Here is a 22,054-nt window from a genome sequence, read left to right on the forward strand (position 1 = left end):
AAAGAAGAACCGGACTAATCCAGTTCTTCCAACACCCGACTCATTAAAGGTTCAAATACAACAATCACCTGGGCATAAAAATAATTGGACTGCAGATTCCGGTCATCCAGGAAGTCATATAATACAATTTACTTCAGGTGGGACTGCTTGACAATGGTTTCCACCGTAATATTCATCTTTTTCTTTCTTGTTTCATCCCTTAAAAGAACCAGGCAAAGAAGATCGATCACATAAAGCGCCGATAATTGGCTGTTCACAAACCTTTCCTGGTCAACAAACAGGGGGTTTACTACGGGAAAACAAAAATCCGCACATTGGGCGATGGTGCTGTTGGTGAAGCTGGTCAGGCAGATGGCCTTTGCCCCATTCTGCTTCGCCACCCTGACCGCATTGGCAACCTCAGCGGTTTCACCGGATATGGAAATTGCGATTATCAGATCTCCGGCTCCCAAAATAGAGCTGTAAATCAGCATCAAATGGGAATCCGTCACGCTTTGCACATGAAATCCCATTCGTGACAGGCGAAGCATGGTCTCATCGGCAGTCAGCCCCGAGGACCCGACTCCAAAAACATAGATATTTCCTGCCTGAACGATCTGGTCCGCCAGATCCCCCAGCGCCTCCATATCCATCATCTTATTAGAATTTTCAATTACGGTTTTATAAAAATCATAAACCTCCGTTACAAGGTCGTTGGAGTGGGCAATTTTGTTTCCTGCCCCTGCGCTCCCAATCTGGATTTTCAGTTCTGCAAAGGATGTGCTCCCTATCTTTTTGCAGAATCGGGTAATGGTGCCGTCAGAAACCCCCACGGTGGCAGCCAGCACAGAGATATTCATATTACGGATATTATTGCCCTCCTGAAGAATATAATCTGCAATGCTTCGTTCTTTATCTGTAAACGTCTGATATTCTTTTTGAATTGATGTTAGTATATCCATATTGGTACCCCTTGTACTTTTGTTGTTATTTTATCCAAAACACTAAGCCCGCCAAATATTTCACTAAGTGCTCATATTATATCATAATCACAATAAAAAAACAAAAAGGTTCCGCAGAAAGACAAAAAAGGCCCTTCCCAAGCTTTCCAAGAAAGCCATAGGAAGGGCGGCATAAATTTATTTAGAAACCTTTGATACTGCCTCGGCAAATCTTTGGGTGATGCATTGAGGACGTGTGATCGCTGTTCCCACCACCACTGCGTAAGCGCCTAGCTGGATAGCCTTAGCGGCCTGCTCCGGCGTGTTGAAATTTCCTTCTGCAATGACAGGGTGTTTACACTTTGCAATCAGAGACTGAAGCACCTGAAACTTATCCAGTCCCTGAGACTGAGGCGTATATCCCAGCAGGGTCAGGCCCACAAAGTCAAATCCCATTTCATCCGCTCGCAAGCCCTCTTCTTCCGTAGAAATATCCGCCATAAATTTCTGCTGGGGATACCTTTCATGGAGCTGATGGAGAAATTCCACATCCTGACTTATGGTAGCATCCACTGCAATCACATCCACGCCGGTCTTAGCCAAGGCGTCCACCTCTGTAAATGTGGGCGTTATAAAGGGCTTTCCCTCTGTATATACTTTCTTGATAATTCCAATAATCGGAAGATCCACATTCTTTTTGATCTCTTCGATATCTTCAACACTGTTGGCACGAATACCGATTGCGCCGCCTTCCTTTGCCGCCACTGCCATACGTCCCATGATAAACGAACTGTGCAGGGGTTCCTCTGGAAGAGCCTGACAGGATACAATTAAACCTCTATTCATAAGTAACACATCTCCTTAATCCTCACCGATTATTTCATTTATTTTTGACTTGATTAAATCTGCTTTCGCTCCGAATATTGCCTGGATACCTCCCTTGACCTCCAAAACGGCCGCTGCTCCTTCCCGCTTGATAGCGTCTTTGTCAACCTTACTCATATCCTTTACAGCCACACGCAGTCGGGTGATGCAGGCATCACAATCCTCAATATTTTCCTTACCTCCCAGAGCCGCAAGCACACGAACCGCAGTTTCGGCTATTGTGCCCTTTGTTTCTACAGCAATCTCGTCATCTTCCCCTTCTTCACGGCCTGGAGTTGGGATATTAAACTTTGTAATCAGGAAACGGAACAGCAGATAGTAAAGAGCCGCCCAAAAAACGCCTACAACCACCACATAGATCCAGTGGGTTTTTGCGTTGCCCTGTAAAACTCCAAACAAGGTAAAGTCAATGATCCCGCCGGAAAATGTATTGCCGATACGCACGCTGAGAAGATCTGCAATGGCAAAGGACAGGCCATCCAAAAATGCATGGAGCACATACAGCCATGGAGCTACAAACAGGAACATAAATTCAATGGGCTCGGTAATACCAGTTAAAAAGGATGTCAGCGCTGCTGAAAAGAATAAACCAAATACCATCTTGCGGCGTTTTACCGGTACACAGTGATACATGGCAAGACATGCTGCCGGCAAACCAAAGATCATAGTATCAAAACGGCCGGCAAAAAACCTGGTACCCTCGGTATACATTCCTGTAAAATTAGGATCAGCCAACTGGGCGAAGAAAATCTTCTGAGCGCCTGCAACCTGCTGGCCGGCCACAGTGGCAACTCCGCCTAATTCTGTATACCAGAACATGGGATAGATCATATGATGCAGTCCCACTGCCCCGCAGAGCCTCATCAAAAATCCATACAAAAAGGTTCCAAATACTCCCATGCCTGCGATGGTCTGCCCGCTGGAGATCAGTAATTTCTGAAATGGAGGCCAGATCAGGAAGAATACGGTGCCAACAAAGATTGCTGCAAAAGATGATATAATCGGAATGAAACGGGAACCTCCGAAAAATCCCAGAAATGCCGGAAGCTGAATATTGCGGTACCTGTTATGGAAATAGGTAACCATACAGCCAATAACAATTGATCCCACAACTCCGGTGTCTATGGCGCTTCCATCAGGATTAAAAACGGACAGTAATGCGCCGATTGATGCATTCATAACCAGAAACGCAACCGCAGCCGCCAGTCCTGCCGTTCCCTTGTCTTTTTTCGCAAGGCCTATCGCCAGACCAATACACATAATCAGCGCCAGATTTCCAAATACTACCTCTCCTGCCTTGCTCATAACGGTGAATAAGGCCTGGAGTGCAAAAATATTCAGAAACGGATAGGCAGCCACCGTGTTTGGATTAGAGAGCGCACCGCCTATTCCCAGAAGAAGACCTGCCGCCGGAAGTATGGCGATAGGCAGCATAAATGCCTTACCCAATTTTTGCAGTTGTTTAAACATAAAAAATACCCCCTTCTTTACGTGCATATTGCACAATTATCATTTAAACTTTTTATATCATTTAGGTATTTTCATTATATTATATAAAATAATTTTAGTCAATATATTTTTAATAATAATTATTTTAATACTTGACCTATTTATTAATCTAAGCTGCTTCCTCATTTTTTAAGAATATTCTGCTTTTTTTATTCTTTTTATAATCATCTGCAAACGTACAATTCTCACCGTCTTCTTTAAGTCAGACATTTTATTAAATCCGTTATTTTCTTTCTGTGTCAAGCTCTTCATAAAGAATTACACCTGTTCGGGCTTTTACTATTCCTTAAATCATTTGTCTATTGATGTTTTACATAGTAATTAGAAAAGGAATTAGACATTTTTACCAACATAAAGTATACTTAAATTAATGAATTTACGCTGTCAGTTCCAGTTATTTCTGGCTTAAGCGGAATACAAAGGAGAAATGATAATGAAGAGTATAAAAACAAAAATATTGCTTAGCATGGCTTTGACAGTATTTCTTTCCCTGTGTGCAGTGGGAGGCACCAGCATTTATTTAAACTATTCCAGCATGATCGGGACCATGAACCAGACCATGACGGAGCTGGCCCGCACCGCCTCACAGCGGGTTTCCAAAGAGCTGGATATTTATAAAAATATTGCCTATGAAGTCGGCAGCACCAACCGTCTTTCCAGCCCGGAAACCAGTGTGGAGGATAAAAAAATCCTCATGGACCAGAAGGCCAAGACCCACGGTTTCCAGAGGGGAAACATACTTGGAACAGACGGAGTCAGCATATTCGATGGAAAAGACTATTCTGACCGGGATTATTTCTTAAAATCCATAAAGGGCGAGACAGTGGTTTCCGATCCTCTGATCAGCAAGGTCACAGGACAGCTTACCATTATAATATCTGCCCCATTGTGGGATAAGGGAATTCCGGATACCAAAGTAGTCGGCGTCGTATATTTTGTCCCCACTGAGACCTTTTTAAATGATATCGTTGCCAGCATAAAGGTGAGTAAGGGAAGCAGCTCCTACATACTGAACAGAAACGGCGGGATCATTGCCGATGTGGATATGGAGAGGGTAACCAATGTGACAAATACCCAGGACCTTGCAAAGACAGATCCCGGACTGGCAGCCCTGGCCGCTCTTGAAAAAGGAATGACCGAAGGAAAAAGCGGCTTTGGCCGTTACAACAGGGGCCGTGTAAAGGACTTCCTGGCTTATGCCCCCATTGAAGGAACCGACGGCTGGAGCTACGGTCTTAAAGCGCCCATGACTGACTTTATGGGAGCCACCATGACCGGAATTGTCATTTCAGCGGTACTGCTTGTAGCAGCACTGTTTATAGCCGGAATCATATCCATTGTCCTGGCAGGAAAAATCGGAAATCCCGTAACTGCCTGTGCAGAACGCTTAAAAAGGCTGGTACAGGGTGACCTGGATTCCCCTGTTCCTGAAATCTCCACCCAGGATGAAACCGGCGTGCTGGCAGGAGCCACCCGGGAGCTGGTGGATGGGTTAAAAATGATCATCGGGGATGTGGATCATATTCTCAATGAAATGGCAGAAGGCAGCTTAACCGTAACTTCTACCTGTGAATCCGCCTATACGGGAGGATTTGGCGGGATCCTTCAGGCCATGACCCAATTGCGGTCAGGGCTTAGTGAGACGCTTTTAAAGATCAGCCAGTCCGCCGAGGAAGTAGCCTTTGGCGCAGAACAGGTTTCCGCAGGGGCACAGGCCCTCTCCCAGGGAGCCACGGAGCAGGCCAGTTCTGTGGAAGAGCTGGGAGCCACCATAAGCCTGATCTCTTCTCATGTTGACCTAAATGCCAAAAGTGCTGAAGAGGCCACCCTCCAGGCAAAAGAAACCTCTTCTCATCTGGAAAACGGAAAAGAACAGATGAAGAGAATGACTCATGCAATGAACGAGATCAACCAGACCTCCGGGGAAATCAGTAAAATCATAAAGACCATTGAAGACATCGCATTCCAGACCAATATTCTGGCCTTAAATGCGGCAGTGGAAGCCGCCCGTGCCGGTGAGGCCGGAAAGGGATTTGCCGTGGTTGCCGATGAAGTGCGCAATCTTGCATCAAAAAGTGCAGAGGCATCAAGGAATACTGCCAGCCTCATTGAAAGCTCTGCCCATTCGGTGCAGAAGGGAACAGACATCGCCGGGGAAACAGCGGCTTCACTGGACCGGATTGCCGCCTCCTCTGAAAAAATGGCTTCCCTGATATACGGAATCGCCGCAGCTTCCCAGGAACAGGCAAGCTCCATCGCCCAGGTGGCCCTGGGAATCGACCAGATATCCAGTGTGGTGCAGACCAATTCCGCTACGGCAGAAGAAAGCGCAGCCACCAGCGAAGAGCTTTCCGGCCAGGCCCAGATTTTAAAGGGACTTATGGAGCAGTTCCGGTTTTGATCCATGAGTAATGATATAAACAAATAAAGAGTGCTGCTTCATAAGGAACGATGATTAATGGCCAATCAGTCATCATCACTTCTAATGAAGCAGCACTCTCTTTATATATGGACTTGAAAAAATAACAGATATTTGTCAGACTCACAGAAAAACTTGCTTTCAGATCATCATTGAACCATCTCAATCGTCAATCCTTCCGGGGAATGATTGATCCTGTAAATCCCTTCCTTCCCAAAGACGCCGAAATACTTTTTCAGGAGATATTTTGCCTCCAAATCACTTTCCACCATAACCAGATAATCATAGCTGCCTAAAAGATGGATCAGGTTGTCCTCATAAAAGGCACAAATTCCATCTACATTGGGAGCATAAAGCATGTATTTCCCTATGTATTGCAGGTAATAATCCGTTACCTGACCGTCCTTATCCGATGCATAAAATAAATACCTGCTTTCATCCACCCTTCCTCCGGAATACCACCGGTCCCCTGTAACCTGGTACACCTTATAAGGCAGGGTGGTTTTATAGGTACCCCCTATGGTCTTCATGCCGTTGTATTCCGACATGAGCAGGATGATTGCCAGAGCCGTAAAAAAGAGGATGCCCTTTTGATACCGGTCCTTGTTCTCCACGGTTTTAAAGGCCCTGTAGCCCGGCAGCTCACCGGATCTATAATAAAACGAATTTTCAATATCAACAACTGCGCATAGCACCAGCCCTCCGGCAAACAAAACAACAATGCTTGATGCGTAACGCTCAAACCCTGCCAGCCGAAGAGCCTCATCCAGAGGCATGGAGAAAATATAAAGCCCAAGTATGCCAAGATAATATCCTATAAGAACCAGGTTTAATGCAATCAGCGCCTTCCATAAGTTCCAGCTTTTTTTTAATATGACGGCCGCAAACACACTGGCCATTATGGCTGCTAAGTTAAAGCCCAGAATCCCCATGGCAGGGCGGCTGGTGATATCAAACACGGATTTCATAAACAGATCCATGATCTGGTGTATCTCTTCCGAGCTTTTCCCTGCGGAAACCCTTCGGAGGCTGTTGGCGGAAACCTCAAACTTATTTTCTATCCCCTGGAAGCCCGCCGCCATATGGAGGTTCCATAACAGATATGGAATAAAAGACGCCCCAACAGAAAGAAGCACTTTCAGCCCGTTTTTCCAGAAAGCCTTGTCCCGGTTCTTTAACCAGACATAGATCAGATACAAAAACCCGATTCCCGCAAATACGGCCCCGGTGTTTTTTATGATCATTAAAAGCCCAGCTACCGGTATGATGCTGATACAGGCTTTGTTTATTTCCCTTTGATATCTGTATATCATCACAAACAACACAAGAGTATATATAGGAAGAAGAAAATCAACCAACAGGCTGGTGATCCGTATGGTAATGTTAAATACGGAAAGCTGGGAACAGCCCGCAGCCAAAAAAGCAAACAGCAGGAACCGTTTCTTTTCCCTGATCACCCCGAACATGGCATAAAAACAGGCAAAAATCAGAAGCCCCTGGGCGGCCAGCATCATCCCCTGGGAATTTCCGGTGAAACGGCAGATATAGTACAGAAACGAGGAGGTACCAAGGGGATAATTTTTAAAATCGATCAGAGCAGATGCTGCATGGGGAAATGCATTGGTGCTGAGCATCTGCTTGACTACAATGGCCCAGTGGGAAAAGTTGTCGTAATGGATCAGCCTGCTGTTCATCAGAAACTGAAAAAAGAACAGACTGCCAAGGGCAAACCCTGTGTGAAACAGGGAAAGGCGGAAATTTCTATATGACTTTACCCTGACCAGCCTTGATACATAGACGAAAAACAGAAGGATCCCTGAGGCAAACAGGGCAGCCGATCCTGGCAGCAAAAGACCGGCCAGACCGAAAAAATAAACGGCACAGGCAATGGCAGAACAGACAAAAGCAGGAATGAATTCCGCCTGAAACCTTAGCTTTGCCCTTGTAACCATCATATAACCGGACAGGGAGCACAAAAGCACCGTTATCATGATACTATGGACTATAACGCTCATCCTTTACCCCTCTTTTTTATCTGTGTTTGTCAGATCATCCAAAACCTGGTTGATCTGGTTTTTCCGAATGAGTTCATTTATGTTCACAACTGACAAAAGCTCCACCGATGAACGCCGTATGTATATCCCTGTCCGTTTCAGAATCAGGGAAATCCCGCTTTCTGTCTCAAAGACCAGCTTATCTTCCCGGTTTCCGTTATCATTAAAATCGGAAACTGAAAAATACCGGTAATTAAAATCCATGAGCCTGCAGACGGCCCCGTTTGAAAAAGCAATTTGCCTGTCCAGCCGGATCCTGGGCATCTTCCTTTTATCTGAAAACGGCTGTTTCAGCCTCTGCTTTATATTCCTCACCATATCGTCATAGACGGTGACCCATAAATCCATCTGCTTTGGAAGAGAATGGGGCCTGTCATATATGATCTGCATGTACTGGCGTTTGTTTCCGTCATCAACTGCCTCAACGGCTGCGGAATACCGCCAGCCTCCATTCTGTTCTTTCACGTAAACGATGGTTCCTTTAAGCCTTGCTTTATAGAAGGCTGTGGTGATCTCAAATCTCACAGTTTCATTTTCCGGAAGGTAAATGGGCTTTTCCGACCAGAAGGCTAATCCGTTTTCGGAAATGTCTGCTGTCTTCCCTTTATAGCTTAAGGCCATATACTCTATGGTGATATCTTCCTCCGCCCTGATCCTTTCACTGCTCCTGTAAGCACGTCTGCCCAGCATAAAAAATATGGCATAAAACAAGGAAACCATGTTATAAGTAATCCAGAACAGGATAATGCTGCTGTAGAATAATGCCCAGCCGTATTTTCCATGGACAAAACGTACCAGGGCGGCTGCGGACAAGGCCAGTAAAACCGCATGAGGGAGGGCAAACACGGCAAATCCAAAGCCGTTTCCTTCCTTCTTTTTATTTGTGACCTTAAATTTCCTTTGATGTATGTGAAGAGTCTCCAGCAATACAGGGACAATCAAATAAGGCATAAATATGGTGTCAATGATCTGGCTCCATCTCTGGTTCCTGATATTGCTTGATAAGCAGCACAAGGACATGTTGTAAAAAAAGTAGGCCGGAATCCACAGTGCCACCACATCCCAGAAATGGCTGTTTACCATCTTATAATCAAACAAAGCAAACAGGATGGGGGACATAATGAATATAAGCCTGTTAAAAAAAGACCACCAGTATAAAAAGCTGTTAAGATATGTAAGCCTTGCAAGCGGGGAAAGCCTGGAAGTAAATATGGCGTGGGTGTTCTGAAGGCTTTGTATGATGCCTCTTGCCCAACGCACTCTCTGCTTAATCATGCTTTTTACCGTTGTGGTCGTAAGCCCGGCCGCCTGTATCTCATCCGTTGCATAGGTGAGGTATCCGGCTTTCTGTATCCGTACACTTGTCTCAAAATCCTCTGTAATGGTGTTTAAAGGAAAACCTCCTATTTCTTCCATGGCCTCCCTTAAAATGACGGTGTTACTGCCGGTATAGGCGACTGCGTTGGAAGCATTTCTCATGATATTGACTTCCCTGGAAAAGTAATCCTGTTCATTGGGGATATTTCCTTCCGCATACAGATTGAACTGGAAAAGATCAGGATTATAAAAGCTCTGAGGCGTCTGGATTAATCCAAGCCGGAATTTTTTGTCAGCCTCCTCTTCCTTTTTAAGCCTCCACTTTCCCTTTTCCTTTATGAACCTGGAAAGGAGGAAATATGGAACGGTCTTCATGAGAAAACTATGACGGGGAATCATATCCGCATCAAAGGTGGCAATCAGGGGAGATGAGGTCTTCCTTAAGGCGTTATTGTAATTGCCGGATTTTGCGTCCTTATTATCAGCAAGTCCCAGGTAGCCAACTCCAAACTGTCCGGCCAGCTCTGCGATCTCTTCCCGGTTTCCGTCATCACAGATATAAATATGTACCTTGCTTTTATCGGGATAGGCCATGAACGTACATGCATTGACTGTTTTGTACAGGATATCAGACGGTTCGTTATGGGTGGCAATGAAAACGTCCACATGAGGAAAGTATTCATCCGGTATTTCCGGACATTCCAAATGAAATTTGTTCATCTGCATCTTCTGGTAGAAAAGCTCAAAGGAGGTAAATACCGTAATGGCCTCCGCCCCTACCAGCAATATTCCAAACACCAGATTCCATGTGCCCTCATGAAACGGCAGGGTGAATATGATACGCCAGCCCAGATAAATCGTCATCAGTATCATGGAAATGATAAAAATCATATTTCGTTTTTTCTCTTCTTTATTCATGGAACCAGTCCTCTGCGCGGGAAAATACCCAACGCTGTTGTATTTGATAGCCAAGGAGAAACAAACATCCATCACTGAGAAGCTTTGCCGCCTTTTCATGAAATCCCAGGGCTCCATGGAGTACATACACACCGGCGGAAGACAGCAGTATATTACATACGCACAAAACCAGATAACGGATCAGGCTGCAGCCCGGGCTATGCCTGTCCTTAAATACCACAGTTTTATTTAACAGATAATTGACAGCCACCGAAACCAATCTGGCTGCTGCCGTGGCAATCATGATCCTTAAAAAGTCCTTCCCCTGCATATAAGGCTTCAAATAGTCCAGAAGTGCCCAGGCCAGTCCCATATCCAGAAAGGAACAAGCAAGGGAAGAGGAAAGAAACTTTACAAAATCGGACCCAAGGAGGCGGATGATTTTTAAGCTGTCCCTTACGGCCTTAAAATGGGTGCCTCTGTTTTCATCCTCATAAATGGTCTGAATGGGGACTGTAAGAACAGGGATTTGAGACCGGATACAGGTGATCAGTACCTGGGTTTCATACTCAAACCCTTCCCCCTTTATGTCCATCATCCAGCCCGTAAGCTCCGGACCAAAGGCCCTTAATCCTGTCTGGGTATCAGGAAGGCATTTCCCATACAGCCCGGCAAATACTGCGGAGATTACACGGTTTCCAATAAGGGACTTGGCCGGTATACCCACCTTTTTAAAGTCTCTGACTCCCAATATCAATGCATCGGGACAGCCCTGGGCTTCCTTTGCCAGCTTATACACATCCTCCGGGGCATGCTGACCGTCAGAATCCGCGGTTACAATGCACCCATAGCCGGAGATATTTTCCTTAATATGCCGGTATCCCGTCTTAAGGGCAAGCCCCTTACCGCGGTTTACCATGTGCCGGAGTACTGTACAGCCTGCCTCTTCCAATTCTTTGAAAATATCCTGATAATCATCTCCAGAACCGTCATCTACGATTACAATATGAGACAATCCATATTCCCCCAGCTTTTTTACATAAACCGGAAGCCTTTTATCAGGTTCAAGAGAGGGGATCAGCACAATGCTGTGTTTTTCCGTCTGGTTCATCTCTGCTCCCGTTTCTGCCATCATCGATTTCAGCATATAAAAGTAAAGTTTTCGCTTAATAATATATGCTTGCGCAAATTATGTCAATCTTTGGAAGCTGGTGAATAGTGGATGGAAAAAACATACTAATACTGGTAAAATTGTGATTTTTAAAGGCTGGGGGGCTGATTTTTCTGCCGCTGTATAGGCCCCTGAGGGAAAGTTTTCACGGCAATATCTACTGTATTGACTAAATTCGGAAAAATAACTATAATTATTAGTAATTCCATAATTTGGAATTTTGTAAAAGATTGGAATATTATATAATAATGTAATAAAATGTCAAATTTTACATCTATTCAAAAGTTCACAGAATCAAGTGTTTTACGGCAATATAATTCAAAAACCAGGGAGGAAATTGTATGTTCAAAAAACTAAAGGTAGGGAACCGGCTGCTTCTTGCATTTCTCATTGTTGTGTTGTTTTCAGGTCTGGCCGGGACCATTGGGATCCTGCTCATTCGGACCGTTAATGAGGAATATCATAGGGAGCTGCAGGATTATGGATTTGCCCAGGGCGATATTGGAAGCCTGGGACAGGCGTTTCAGGCCCACCGCGCCACAGTCTTATACATAATCTTTTCAGAAGATGACGCTGAAACTGCCACACAGAAGGAAAACTTAGCCAAACAGATCGAAGTAATAAACGAAAAGATGGAGTTGGTTCAGGCACGGATGAAAACAGTCTCAGAAAAGGAGCTTTACAACCAGCTTTCGGAAAAGATGAAATCCTATGAAGAGATCCGCAGCCAGACCATTGAGCTTGCATCAAAATCCTCACAGGAGTCCATGGCCTTTTTCCGAAGCTATGCAGCTCCCCTGGCAGCGGAAATCGCCAATACGATTAATACCATGCTGTCGGATAAGTCAACCGGCGGAAACATAAAATCTGCCCAGCTCTCCCGCCAGGCCTCCGTATTCATTGCAATTATGGGTGCCATCATCTCCATTTCCATCATTACATCCGTGATCATTGCAATCGCAATTACAAGGGGAATCACCCGTCCCATTGATGAGCTGAAAAAGGTTGCGGACCGAATGGCCCAGGGAGACTTAAAATGCCGGCTGGAATACCGTTCAAAGGATGAACTGGGACATCTTGCCGACAGCATGAGGACGATGATGGAGCGTTTGTCCTACTATATGGATTATATCTCCACCACCACAAGCCAGATGGCGGAAGGAAATTTCCATATTCCCCATGATCCGGAGGAATTTAAAGGCGAGTTCCGTTCTGTACAGATCTCCATACAGAATCTTACAGACTCCCTAAATGATGTTATGGCAAAAATAACCCAGTCCTCCGACCAGGTGGCATCAGGATCAGAGCAGGTGGCAAGCAGCGCCCAGGCCTTAAGCCAGGGGGCCACCGAGCAGGCCTCTTCCATTGAAGAACTGGCCGCCACCATCAATGATATTTCCAATAACATAAACCTGAACGCGGAAAATGCAAAGGAAACCAACTTACAGGTGAGCAGTACTGCGGCAGAACTGGAATTTGGAAAAACCCAGATGCAGGAGCTGACCAATGCCATGGCGGACATCAGCAGTGCATCATCGGAAATCGGAAAGGTGATCAAAACCATAGAAGACATCGCCTTCCAGACCAACATCCTGGCCCTTAACGCAGCCGTGGAGGCAGCAAGAGCCGGAGAGGCAGGAAAGGGCTTTGCCGTGGTTGCTGATGAAGTCCGGAACCTTGCCAACAAAAGCCAGGAAGCTTCCAAGAACACGGCCGCATTAATCCAGCGCGCCCTGACTTCCATTGAATCCGGAAACCACATTGCCCAAGAGACTGCAACATCCATGGACCGCATTGTCCAGTCTTCTAAAATTGCGGCAGACTTATCATACCAGATCTCTACCGCGTCTAAGGACCAGGCCTATGCAGTCGCCCAGGTAACTCAGGGGATCGACCAGATATCCAGCGTGATCCAAACCAATTCCGCCACATCGGAAGAAAGCGCTGCCGCCAGCCAGGAAATGGCCGGACAGGCTCAGATGCTGAAGCTTTTAATGAAGAAGTTCCAATTAAAGATCTAAAACAGAAAAGGTGTCCCAAAAGCCGGAATTTGACTTTTGGGACACCTTTAAAATATTACGTATCATGTAACTTCTTTTGAAAGCTGCTGTTATGTTGTCAGGCCAAACTGTTCCTCCATTATGGCTCTAAGCTCATCCACGGTTTTTCCGGCATCAAGCCCGTTTTCATCCATGGTTATGTCTGCATATTTCTCATAATATGGGACCCGTTCCTCATATAAGTCTCTTAAGGTCATTCCATCCTTTAATACGACTCCCCGGTCTACCAGATCCTCCAGCCGCTCTTCTATGCTTTCATAGCTAAGCTTTAAATAAACCACTGTGCTGATCTCTTTTAAATGCTCCATAGCCTCTTTCCCATAGATCACACTTCCTCCCGGGGCAATGACGCTGTGGTGGACGGAAAGGCCGGCATTGATCCTGTTTTCCACAGCCATGAAGCCTTCCTGGCCCTCCCTTTCGATGATTTCCTTTAATAGACAGCCTTCCTGCTCCTGGATCACAATGTCCACGTCCACAAAGGAATATCCAAGTCGTTTTGCCAGCAGAACACCCACCGTGCTCTTGCCGGAAGCCGGCATGCCGATCAGCGTAATGTTATCAAGCTTACTTATCATTTGTTTTTCCTCCTGCCAGACGGCCTTTTTTCTGCCTTTTTCACAGAATAGCCGAAACTTCCAAGCTTTTTCCCCAGTTCAAAGTATTCCCCATGGGAATAAGATATAAGTCCTGTCTCATTAAGGCGGAATTTCCCCTTTTCATCCATATAACGGCTGTTTACGGTCACTCCAACCACCTCTGCCAAAAACAGGTCATGGCTTCCCAGAGGCTTGATTTCCACCACCCTGCAGGCCAAATTCACCGGACTTTCCTCTATTCCGGGGACTTTGATATGTTCCAGGGAACAGGGAGTCAGCTTCATTTGTGCAAATTTATCCACATCCCTGCCGGATTTCACTCCGCAGTAATCGGCGGCCCGCACAAGATCCTTTGTTACCAGATTTACTGCAAACTCTCCGGTTTCTTTTATGATCCCATAGGAATGACGTTCCGGGCGGATGGAGATGGACAGCATGGCCGGGGAAGAGCATACGGTTCCTGCCCATGCCACGGTAATGATATTGGGGGATTCCCCTTCCCTCTGACAGCTTACCATGACCGCAGGAACCGGGTAGAGCATGTTTCCCGGCTTCCATGTGACTCTGGGGCTTTTCATGGATTTTTTATTTTCGTTGGTTTCCTTCTTTTTCATTGACCCGGCAGCCCTCCTATTCCTGAACAGCCAGCATGATGCCAGGGATTAACTGTTTCTTTCTGGATACCACCCCAGGAAGGCTTACGATGTGGTCTTCCGCCCCAGTCTCTTCCTCTTCCGCCCGGAAAGCCCCTGCAATCATCTGCTTCGCTCCCTGTCCCTCGCACAGCAGCTCGGTGGACTCTGTCAGAATGTTGGTAAGCATAAAGAACATCATATCCACGCCATGCTCTTCTCTGGCCTTTTTCATGTAAGGCAGCATCCGGTCCTTTAGCTCCTCCAGTTCCTTGGCATTTAAGGAGCTGATCTGTCCCACTCCAAAAGCCACCTTCCCAAACGTAAATTTCTTGAAATCCTGATAAAAGATCTCTCCATCCGTCTTTCCCTTTAAATTGCTTCCTGCTGCAAACATGGAGGAAGCGTATTTTTCCACCTGGATTCCGGCAATATCCGAAAGGGTGAGGGCCGCCTGTTTATCTGATTCCGTACAGGTAGGGGAACGGAACAAGAGGGTATCGGAAATAATGGCGCTGCACAGCAGGCCTGCAATTTGGGGCTTGATCTCCACCCTGTTTTCCCGATACATCTGGTATACGATGGTGGCTGTACAGCCCACCGGCTGGTTGCGGAAAAATACAGGAGCAATGGTTTCCACTGTCCCAAGTCTGTGATGGTCTATGATCTCCAAAATCTCCGCATTTGCCATGCCTTCTACTGCCTGGGTTTTTTCATTATGATCCACCAGGATCAGGCGTTTTCCCTTTGCGCCCAGCAAGTTCCGGCGGGAGATCATTCCCATGTATTTCCCGTCCTTATCAAGAATCGGAAAATCCCGGTGACGTTTGCTTGCCATGACATCTTTTATGTCATCAATGTAATCTTCCTCTTCAAAGGAAATCAGCCCTTCGGTGGTCATGAAATAACTGATGGGAATGCTCTGGTTCACCAGGCGGGCTGCGGTATAGGTGTCATAAGGGGTGGTCATAACCGTACAGCCCCGTTCCTGGGCCAGCTTTTTTATGGTCATGGACACTGCCGCACCCTCGCATACAACGATGCAGGCCGCTTCCATCTCAATGGCGCAAAGCTGGGACTCATAACGGTTTCCCAGGATCACCAGGTCGCCCTTGGAAATGTAATATTCCATCATATCGGGATTTGCTGCCGCTATGAGCACCTTGCCGTGATTGAAATATTCGTTCTTCCCGCCCACCGCCAGGGCCCCTTCCAGGGTTTCCACGATATTTACATACTGGGTATTTGCCTTTGATAAAACGCTGCTGTCATACACATTCATGTAGGATCTGGCAATGTCGCCTACGGTGATCAGTCCTTCCAGCATCCCGTCGTCGGTCACGGTCGGAATGGTCACTACATTGGCTTCCTGCATCAGGTTCCATGCCTTTTTTAAGGACAGGTTTTTCTTTACACCCTTTGTTTCACGGATATCAATGTCACGAACCTGGGTCTTCACATTCTCCACAAGCTCCGGTGCTTCCACGCCAAAATAATGGAGCACAAATTGAGTCTCCTCGTTGACATGGCCCGCCCGGCCCGGCTGATACTCCTCTCCGGTCAGCACTCTTTTTAAATTTGCATAACAGATGGCGGAACAGATGGAATCTGTGTCCGGATTTTTATGTCCTATTACGATGGTCTTTCTGTTCTTATAATTTTCTCCCATACTTTCCTCCCTTTTTTCATAATGTGTTTACAGGACGTTCATATTCCGTTCATATATGTTTTTTATACTAAATACATAGAAAATATATGAGTCAAATTGATTAAATCGTCAAATTGCACATAGATTTTTCATAATTGCCCCGGTTGCCTGTCAACCGGGGTCTCCTCATTATATGAGCTTTTTCTTTGTTAAGTATTCCCATTATATCATAATTTAGTAAATTGTAAATAAGCGGAAGGGCTGTTGCTGTCCCTTGCGAAACTTAAAGGTCAGGATACAAAGGAAAAAGGGAAGAAAGGATGCCATAAAAACATCCTCTCTTCCCTCTTCTTTTCCTTAAACCGGAACGCAAATACCAGGACACGAGGCAGACCCTTATTTTTAGTCATAAAGGCATCTATGTATTTTAAATACATGTTTTAAAACAATGCCTATTAACCATCATACCGCTTAGCGGGGTTATATCATGTTTAAATACCGGATTGCGTTTAAGTGAGTGTGATCCAGCCTTATGGTCTCCATGAAGGCCTCTTTCGCCTCCGCCATGTCTCCAAGCCCCATTTTTCCCAGCCCTATGAGATAGTTGCAATGGGCTTTGTTCTTCTTATCCAGGTCTTCTTCATAAATCAGAAAATCCGGAAGGGATACGGCGAAATATTCGATCTTCATATGATCAGGCATATGCTTTTCCCCATAATCCAGCAGCTTATAGAACCTGGCTTTGGCCTCCACCGGTTTCCCCAGCTTTTCCTTTGCCAGACCCTGGTAATAAATCATATCCGCCGGCTGGTCATTGTAATACATCATGCCCGACGGTTCATCCGTTCCTACGCCAGCCATTTCAAAATACGCCCTTGCTTCCTCTGCTCTTCCCAGATTTTCCATAACCACGCCCAGATAGTAGTTGATATGATTATCCTTCGTGCCCTCCAGTTTCCCTTCTCCCAGGTTCTCCGGGTATTTTAGGGACTTTGTCAGGTATTCTTTTGCCCTGCCCCATTCCTTTTCATCCATGGCCTGCCTGGCCAGCTCCACAAGGGATACCACATACTGGGCGGTCACCTTTCCTTCCCCCCCTTCCCAGGGATGGAATTTGTGGTTCATAATGAATTCATACGCCTCTCCATGGCGTCCCAGAAGATTTAAAAGGGTTGCATATTCAATCATTAAGTCGTCACGCTTCATAAATACATCTCTTGCGGCCTCATATCTTTCCAGGCGTTCCGCTGCCGGCATATCCAGCTTTTTGTAAAGCTGATCCAGCTCCAGAAAGATCCTTGCATCGTCCGGATTTAAGCCATAGGCCGTTTCCATGGCCTTTTTGGCTTTTTCCCTGTCCTTTTCCTTGTTGTAATAAGCCAGTGATAAATTTCTCCACACCGTTGGGAACCGGGGATTTAACCGGGCGGACTGTTCCCAGTAAGAAAGGGCGGTACGGTACTGAAGCTTGTCATAATATAAATTCCCAAGATAATAATAGGCATTAGCCCCTGCCGGGTTCTTTTCCGTTGCAAGCTTTAACACCAGAATGTCCTCCAGCTTATTGGGGAAACAGTAATCCGTGGTGCAGTCCTCTGCCTGCTTTAAGGCTTCTGTACCGTCTTTTCCCATAAGCTCCTGATAATAAGCCTTATAGTAATAGACCATGGGCCATTTCCGGGAGCACTGATCCAGGGTCTGGACAGCAGCTTCATATGCGCCAAACTCCCCATAATACCGGGCTGCCATTAAGTAGTTTTCGTGAAAGCCTCTGGCCAGCCGGCTGATCTTTGCCCTGATTTCCGCCTGACGTTCAGGCTCCAGATATGCCGACTCCAGCCGGGATACATAATCAAAGGAATCCACCTTCAGATTCTCCCCAATGAGGGCCCTGGCCTCTGCGGTCCTGCCCAGTCTGCGAAGAAGATAAGCCTTTAAGGCTCTGGCCTTTACATTATGGGTATTTCTCACCAGTCCCTTTTCCACAAGCTCCAGGGCGCTTTCGTAATTTCCCCTCATGGATTCAATACAGGAAAGGTAATAAAAGCCCATTTCCTGCTGCTGGCCGGACCAGGTGGCCTTATAAAAGGCGTCAAAGGCGTTCTCCGTCTTCCCCTGATACAAAAGCGCCAGGCCCAGATTGTAGCAGGGTTCTGAATCGTAAGGATTGGGGTTTTTCCAGACGGCCCGTTTCAGTGCCTTCTTAAAATGCTCCTCCGCCTCCTCAAAACAGCCTCTGGCTAAGAGCAGGGAGCCGTAAGCGTTATTGATGCGCATATCCCCAGGATCCCTTTTTAAGCCTTCTATGTAATAGGGGTCCGGCCGGTAAGTGGCGTGACGGTACTGCTCAATATGAAGCCCGGTCAGATACAGTTCTTCATTTGTCATGATTTTTTCCGGGTCATCGGCCGCCTTTGCGGGGCTTGGAAGCTCTGGGATTTCTTTCTTTAAAGGCGTATAGGAAACCAGCTCCCTTCCGCCGGAAAGCACCTTAAGAGTCAGCCTTGTCTCATCCTCCACATCGGTATGCAGCGTCTTTTCATAGGTATGAACCGGAGAAAGGAGGGTAGTTTCATCTAACAGCGTCTCCTTGCCGTAAGTCAGCAGAATTCTTCCATGGGGATACTCCTGAGTTCCGTATGCCAGGATATGGATCTCATTTTCCCTTGTCTCTAAGTTTATGACGGCGTGAATGGAGGCGTTTTTTACAGGGCCAACGGCTTTATAAGGCATAAAATACTGGGTAAAAGTTTTTTCCTCCATGGGCTTTAGCCAGGTGAAATCCGGCTGGTTATCGGTGTAAACTCCGGTCATCAGTTCAATGTAAGGACCGTCTTCATCGGTTAAATTCCGGTCCCAGGCCTTTCCGAAATCGCCGCAGCCCCAGGTCCACTGCTTCTTGCCCGGGGAAATATGATGGTCCGCCACATGAAGAATACCTGCCCCTACCTGGTAATCATAGCCGCCTACAAAGTTAAACTCACTCTTTTCAGCCATGTAGGAGGTGGGGACCGGGATATTTTTATAACGGGAGATGTCAATGCCCTGGCTGTAGTCATGTTTATAATATACGCCCGTGGCAATGGGGAAACGGGATACATCCCTTTTTCCGTGGTCCATGACAGCATGGACATCCGGTGGGAAAACAGACTGGGTATAATCATTGACCGGGACTGCCGGATTTGCCCACCATAAAAAGGTCTGGGGCAGCGGCGTTGGATTGTAAAGCTGGCCCTTTATTTCTATATAAGCCTTTCCCGGATACAGAGTGAAACTGGCCTCCCCCTTGGTTCCGTACATCTGGTCCACGTCGCAGACCCGGCAGGTTTTGGAACCATCCTCATTTTCCATCAGCATATAGTCCACAGGGGAATAGGTGGTAGGCCGGTGGTGCTGGGGCCAGTTAAATTCGATCCCGCCGCTGATCCACGGGCCGCAGAGCCCTACCAGGGCAGGCTTTATAACGTGATTGTAATAGACGAAATCATATTGGTTGGTTTTATCAAAGGCCCGCTGGATCCTTCCGCCCAGCTCCGGGAGTATCATTACCTTCAAATACTCATTTTCCAGCCAGACCGCCTGATAGGCTTTGTCTGTCCTGGTATCATGGATCTTCTCAATGGTAGGATACGGATAAATCTTTCCCGAGCTTCCCTGATAAACGCGGCTTTCCAGAAACATCGGATTTTTATCTGCTTCCCCCACCTCATAGGTGGGTATGACCATGGATTCCTCCCAAATTTTTACTGTTTCCATTATTAGACCTCCTTTTTAGTTCTTGCCTATACTATATAACCTTTTATTCTTGTTTTCATTACGTTTAGTTGCCTATTCATTTATAAAAATTGCTTTAATATAATTGACGAATCACCGTTTTTTTTCTATAATGGTTTCATAGAAAGAAAGGAGGGCCCATGTATGCTGTCTACAGAACGGGGGGTCATCTCAGGGTCTGATTATTATGTGTACACGCCCAGTGCCCAGGCAAAAAGAATCTTCTTATATCCTATCAATATGGGACTTTTCCGGTACGAACCCGGCTATTCCCTTCATCGGAATGCCTATGACAGTTTCCTCATCATGTTCATCCGAAAAGGAGAATGCCAGGTGGAGACAGGAGGACGTATCTGTAACGCAGGCCCAGGACAGGTAGTATTATTAAACTGCTATGAGCCTCATTCCTACTGGACATCAAATGGCTGGGAAGCGGAATGGCTTCATTTTGACGGCAAAGGTGCGGCAGGATATTATGAAGCAATCCTGGATGGCGGCCCTCCGGTCATCTCCTTAAGGGATACCTACCGTCTGGAAAAATATCTCCACAAAATTTATCTGCAGTTTCGGGAATGTATTTCCACAAAAGAGGCCTGGCTGAACAATTACATTGTTAATATCCTAACGGAGCTTTTGGTTAACAGAGACTTTGAGCATTCCGAAAACGTCTCTTCCAGCATCATTGAGGACACCATTGCCTACATCAGCGAACATCTGACCGATCCCCTCACCTTAAAGGATATGGCGGACCAGGCCTCCTTAAGCCCCTTTTATTTCAGCAGGCTGTTTAAAAAGGAATCCGGATTTTCACCTCACGAATACGTGATCGCTGCCAGGGTCAACAATGCCAAGTTCCTTTTAAAGTCCCTGGATATCTCCATTAAGGACATCTGCTTCAGCACAGGCTTTACCAGCGAAAGCAGCTTTTGCACCACCTTTAAGAAAGTGACGGGAATCACACCTTCCCAGTACCGTTTTTCTATCAGAAACTGAAAAAAGAGCCCCTGCATTGCAGAGGCTGCTTTTTTCATCACCGGGCAATCGGTTTATTCCGCTGCTTTCCCCATCACTTCCTTGTAATTTTCGGGGGTAACGATCACCGCATCTACGGCTGTCTCCATTGGAACTTCTTTTCCGCTGACCACATCGTATAAAACATTGACTGAGCCTGCTCCTACGGAATCGGAGGAAAAGTAAGCGGATGCCTTCATACAGGTTCCGTCAGCTCCCTTGTTGTTCCATTCATCCTTTGCCATATAAGCTCCCAGGCCTACTACCGTTGCATTGACATCCAGGCCTGCGCTCTCTAAGGCGCGGACTGCACCGATGGTGCCTTCCTCATTGGCTCCTGTTACCAGCCATTTCTTGATTTCCGGATGGGCGGTAAAGACTGATGTGGCGGCTACATTTCCCTTATCCGTGGTTCCGTCATAATCAGCTTTGAAAATCTTCTCTTTCCCAAAATCAGGGCAGGCTTCCGTAAACTTGTCATATTCGCCTTCCGCCCGGGGAACACAGGAGGAAACCGTGTCCATGGTGAGAATCAGCAGTCCGCATTCCGGATCTTGTGCCAGATTATTTTTATTGGCGTAATCCGCCAGCCACTGGCCGTTGGCCTGTCCGATTACGTAAGCGTTAATGCCGACCCATGGAGCGATCTTTTCTCCCGCCTCCGTCTGAAGCGCGTCATCAGCCGCTATAATTGGGATACCCGCTTCCTTGCATTTATCAACAACGGCCTGGGACATGGTCTGGTCCGGGATGCAGGTAACGATTCCCTTAGCCTTATTGGCAATGGCATTGTCAATGGCCTTTAAGTATTCTTCCGGGTTCATTTTCGCATCCACATAGATAAACTCATCGCCCTTTTCCTCCACCACTTTCTGGGCCGCCGCCCCTTCGTCAATGAACCAGGTCTGATCCCCGGCCTTGTAAATTCCGTAAACAACACCCTTTCCCCCTGCCTGCGCCTGGGTCTTTTCTTCCCCCTGGGTACCGGCTGCCGTTGTCTCTGTGGTACCTGCCTTTGTGGTTGCCGCCGGCTCTTCAGCGGAAAATCCGCTGCAGGCTGTCAACCCCATTGCCATTGCTGCCGCCAAAATAATTACTGCTGTTTTTTTCATGATTTGTAACCCTCCTGTTTTAGTTTTTGCTTTATCTTAAGAAAAC

Annotated in this window: 14 protein-coding genes; 3 read left to right on the forward strand and 11 right to left on the reverse strand. The window is 46.5% G+C overall.

Annotated features, from left to right (window positions below):
• Positions 1-128 precede the first annotated feature (128 nt).
• From ACYVD3_RS00770 to ACYVD3_RS00780, 3 genes are all read right to left on the reverse strand, one after another.
• Positions 129-941 (reverse strand): MurR/RpiR family transcriptional regulator, encoded by an 813-nt coding sequence (locus tag ACYVD3_RS00770; RefSeq protein ID WP_460640603.1) that lies wholly within the window; start codon positions 939-941, stop codon positions 129-131.
• A gap of 177 nt (positions 942-1,118) precedes the next feature.
• Positions 1,119-1,766 carry an N-acetylmannosamine-6-phosphate 2-epimerase gene (locus tag ACYVD3_RS00775; protein ID WP_460640604.1) on the reverse strand — a complete coding sequence of 216 codons (648 nt, stop codon included), beginning with the start codon at positions 1,764-1,766 and terminating at the stop codon, positions 1,119-1,121.
• Between the two features lie 15 nt (positions 1,767-1,781).
• Complete coding sequence (locus ACYVD3_RS00780; RefSeq protein ID WP_460640605.1) at positions 1,782-3,275, reverse strand: PTS transporter subunit EIIC; 1,494 nt, start codon at positions 3,273-3,275, stop codon at positions 1,782-1,784.
• A gap of 472 nt (positions 3,276-3,747) precedes the next feature.
• Between ACYVD3_RS00780 and ACYVD3_RS00785 the strand changes: the two genes are divergently transcribed.
• The gene (locus tag ACYVD3_RS00785; RefSeq protein ID WP_460640606.1) at positions 3,748-5,715 is read left to right on the forward strand and encodes a methyl-accepting chemotaxis protein; all 1,968 of its coding nucleotides are present in this window, start codon (positions 3,748-3,750) and stop codon (positions 5,713-5,715) included.
• Between the two features lie 167 nt (positions 5,716-5,882).
• Here ACYVD3_RS00785 and ACYVD3_RS00790 read toward each other — a convergent pair whose 3' ends face one another.
• From ACYVD3_RS00790 to ACYVD3_RS00800, 3 genes are read right to left on the reverse strand one after another with little or no spacing between them, the layout of a single operon-like run.
• A complete protein-coding gene (locus ACYVD3_RS00790) occupies positions 5,883-7,748 on the reverse strand; it encodes a hypothetical protein (RefSeq protein ID WP_460640607.1) in 1,866 nt (621 codons plus the stop codon).
• A gap of 3 nt (positions 7,749-7,751) precedes the next feature.
• Positions 7,752-10,022 carry a glycosyltransferase gene (locus ACYVD3_RS00795; protein WP_460640608.1) on the reverse strand — a complete coding sequence of 757 codons (2,271 nt, stop codon included), beginning with the start codon at positions 10,020-10,022 and terminating at the stop codon, positions 7,752-7,754.
• On the reverse strand, positions 10,015-11,112 hold the full coding sequence (locus ACYVD3_RS00800; RefSeq protein WP_460640609.1) for a GtrA family protein: 1,098 nt from the start codon (positions 11,110-11,112) through the stop codon (positions 10,015-10,017). Before ACYVD3_RS00800 ends, ACYVD3_RS00795 begins: the two co-directional genes overlap by 8 nt.
• A gap of 401 nt (positions 11,113-11,513) precedes the next feature.
• Between ACYVD3_RS00800 and ACYVD3_RS00805 the strand changes: the two genes are divergently transcribed.
• On the forward strand, positions 11,514-13,193 hold the full coding sequence (locus tag ACYVD3_RS00805; RefSeq protein ID WP_460640610.1) for a methyl-accepting chemotaxis protein: 1,680 nt from the start codon (positions 11,514-11,516) through the stop codon (positions 13,191-13,193).
• A gap of 89 nt (positions 13,194-13,282) precedes the next feature.
• On the opposite strand, the gene ACYVD3_RS00810 is transcribed toward ACYVD3_RS00805, so the two are convergent.
• The 4 genes from ACYVD3_RS00810 to ACYVD3_RS00825 all read right to left on the reverse strand — a co-directional run bounded on the left by ACYVD3_RS00810 (position 13,283) and on the right by ACYVD3_RS00825 (position 19,867).
• Entirely contained in the window at positions 13,283-13,810 is a 528-nt protein-coding gene (locus ACYVD3_RS00810; protein WP_460640611.1) for a shikimate kinase, read from the reverse strand.
• Positions 13,807-14,445: a flavin reductase family protein gene (locus ACYVD3_RS00815; protein ID WP_460640612.1), complete on the reverse strand. Its 639-nt coding sequence runs from the start codon at positions 14,443-14,445 to the stop codon at positions 13,807-13,809. Before ACYVD3_RS00815 ends, ACYVD3_RS00810 begins: the two co-directional genes overlap by 4 nt.
• Positions 14,446-14,461: 16 nt before the next feature.
• On the reverse strand, positions 14,462-16,132 hold the full coding sequence (locus ACYVD3_RS00820; protein WP_460640613.1) for a putative manganese-dependent inorganic diphosphatase: 1,671 nt from the start codon (positions 16,130-16,132) through the stop codon (positions 14,462-14,464).
• A 459-nt stretch (positions 16,133-16,591) separates the two neighbouring features.
• Positions 16,592-19,867: a DUF5107 domain-containing protein gene (locus tag ACYVD3_RS00825; RefSeq protein ID WP_460640614.1), complete on the reverse strand. Its 3,276-nt coding sequence runs from the start codon at positions 19,865-19,867 to the stop codon at positions 16,592-16,594.
• 162 nt (positions 19,868-20,029) lie between these two features.
• Between ACYVD3_RS00825 and ACYVD3_RS00830 the strand changes: the two genes are divergently transcribed.
• Positions 20,030-20,878 (forward strand): helix-turn-helix domain-containing protein, encoded by an 849-nt coding sequence (locus ACYVD3_RS00830; protein ID WP_460640615.1) that lies wholly within the window; start codon positions 20,030-20,032, stop codon positions 20,876-20,878.
• 53 nt (positions 20,879-20,931) lie between these two features.
• Here ACYVD3_RS00830 and ACYVD3_RS00835 read toward each other — a convergent pair whose 3' ends face one another.
• Positions 20,932-22,008: an arabinose ABC transporter substrate-binding protein gene (locus tag ACYVD3_RS00835; protein ID WP_460640616.1), complete on the reverse strand. Its 1,077-nt coding sequence runs from the start codon at positions 22,006-22,008 to the stop codon at positions 20,932-20,934.
• Between the last annotated feature and the right edge of the window lie 46 nt (positions 22,009-22,054).

Source organism: Lacrimispora brassicae, assembly GCF_054772055.1.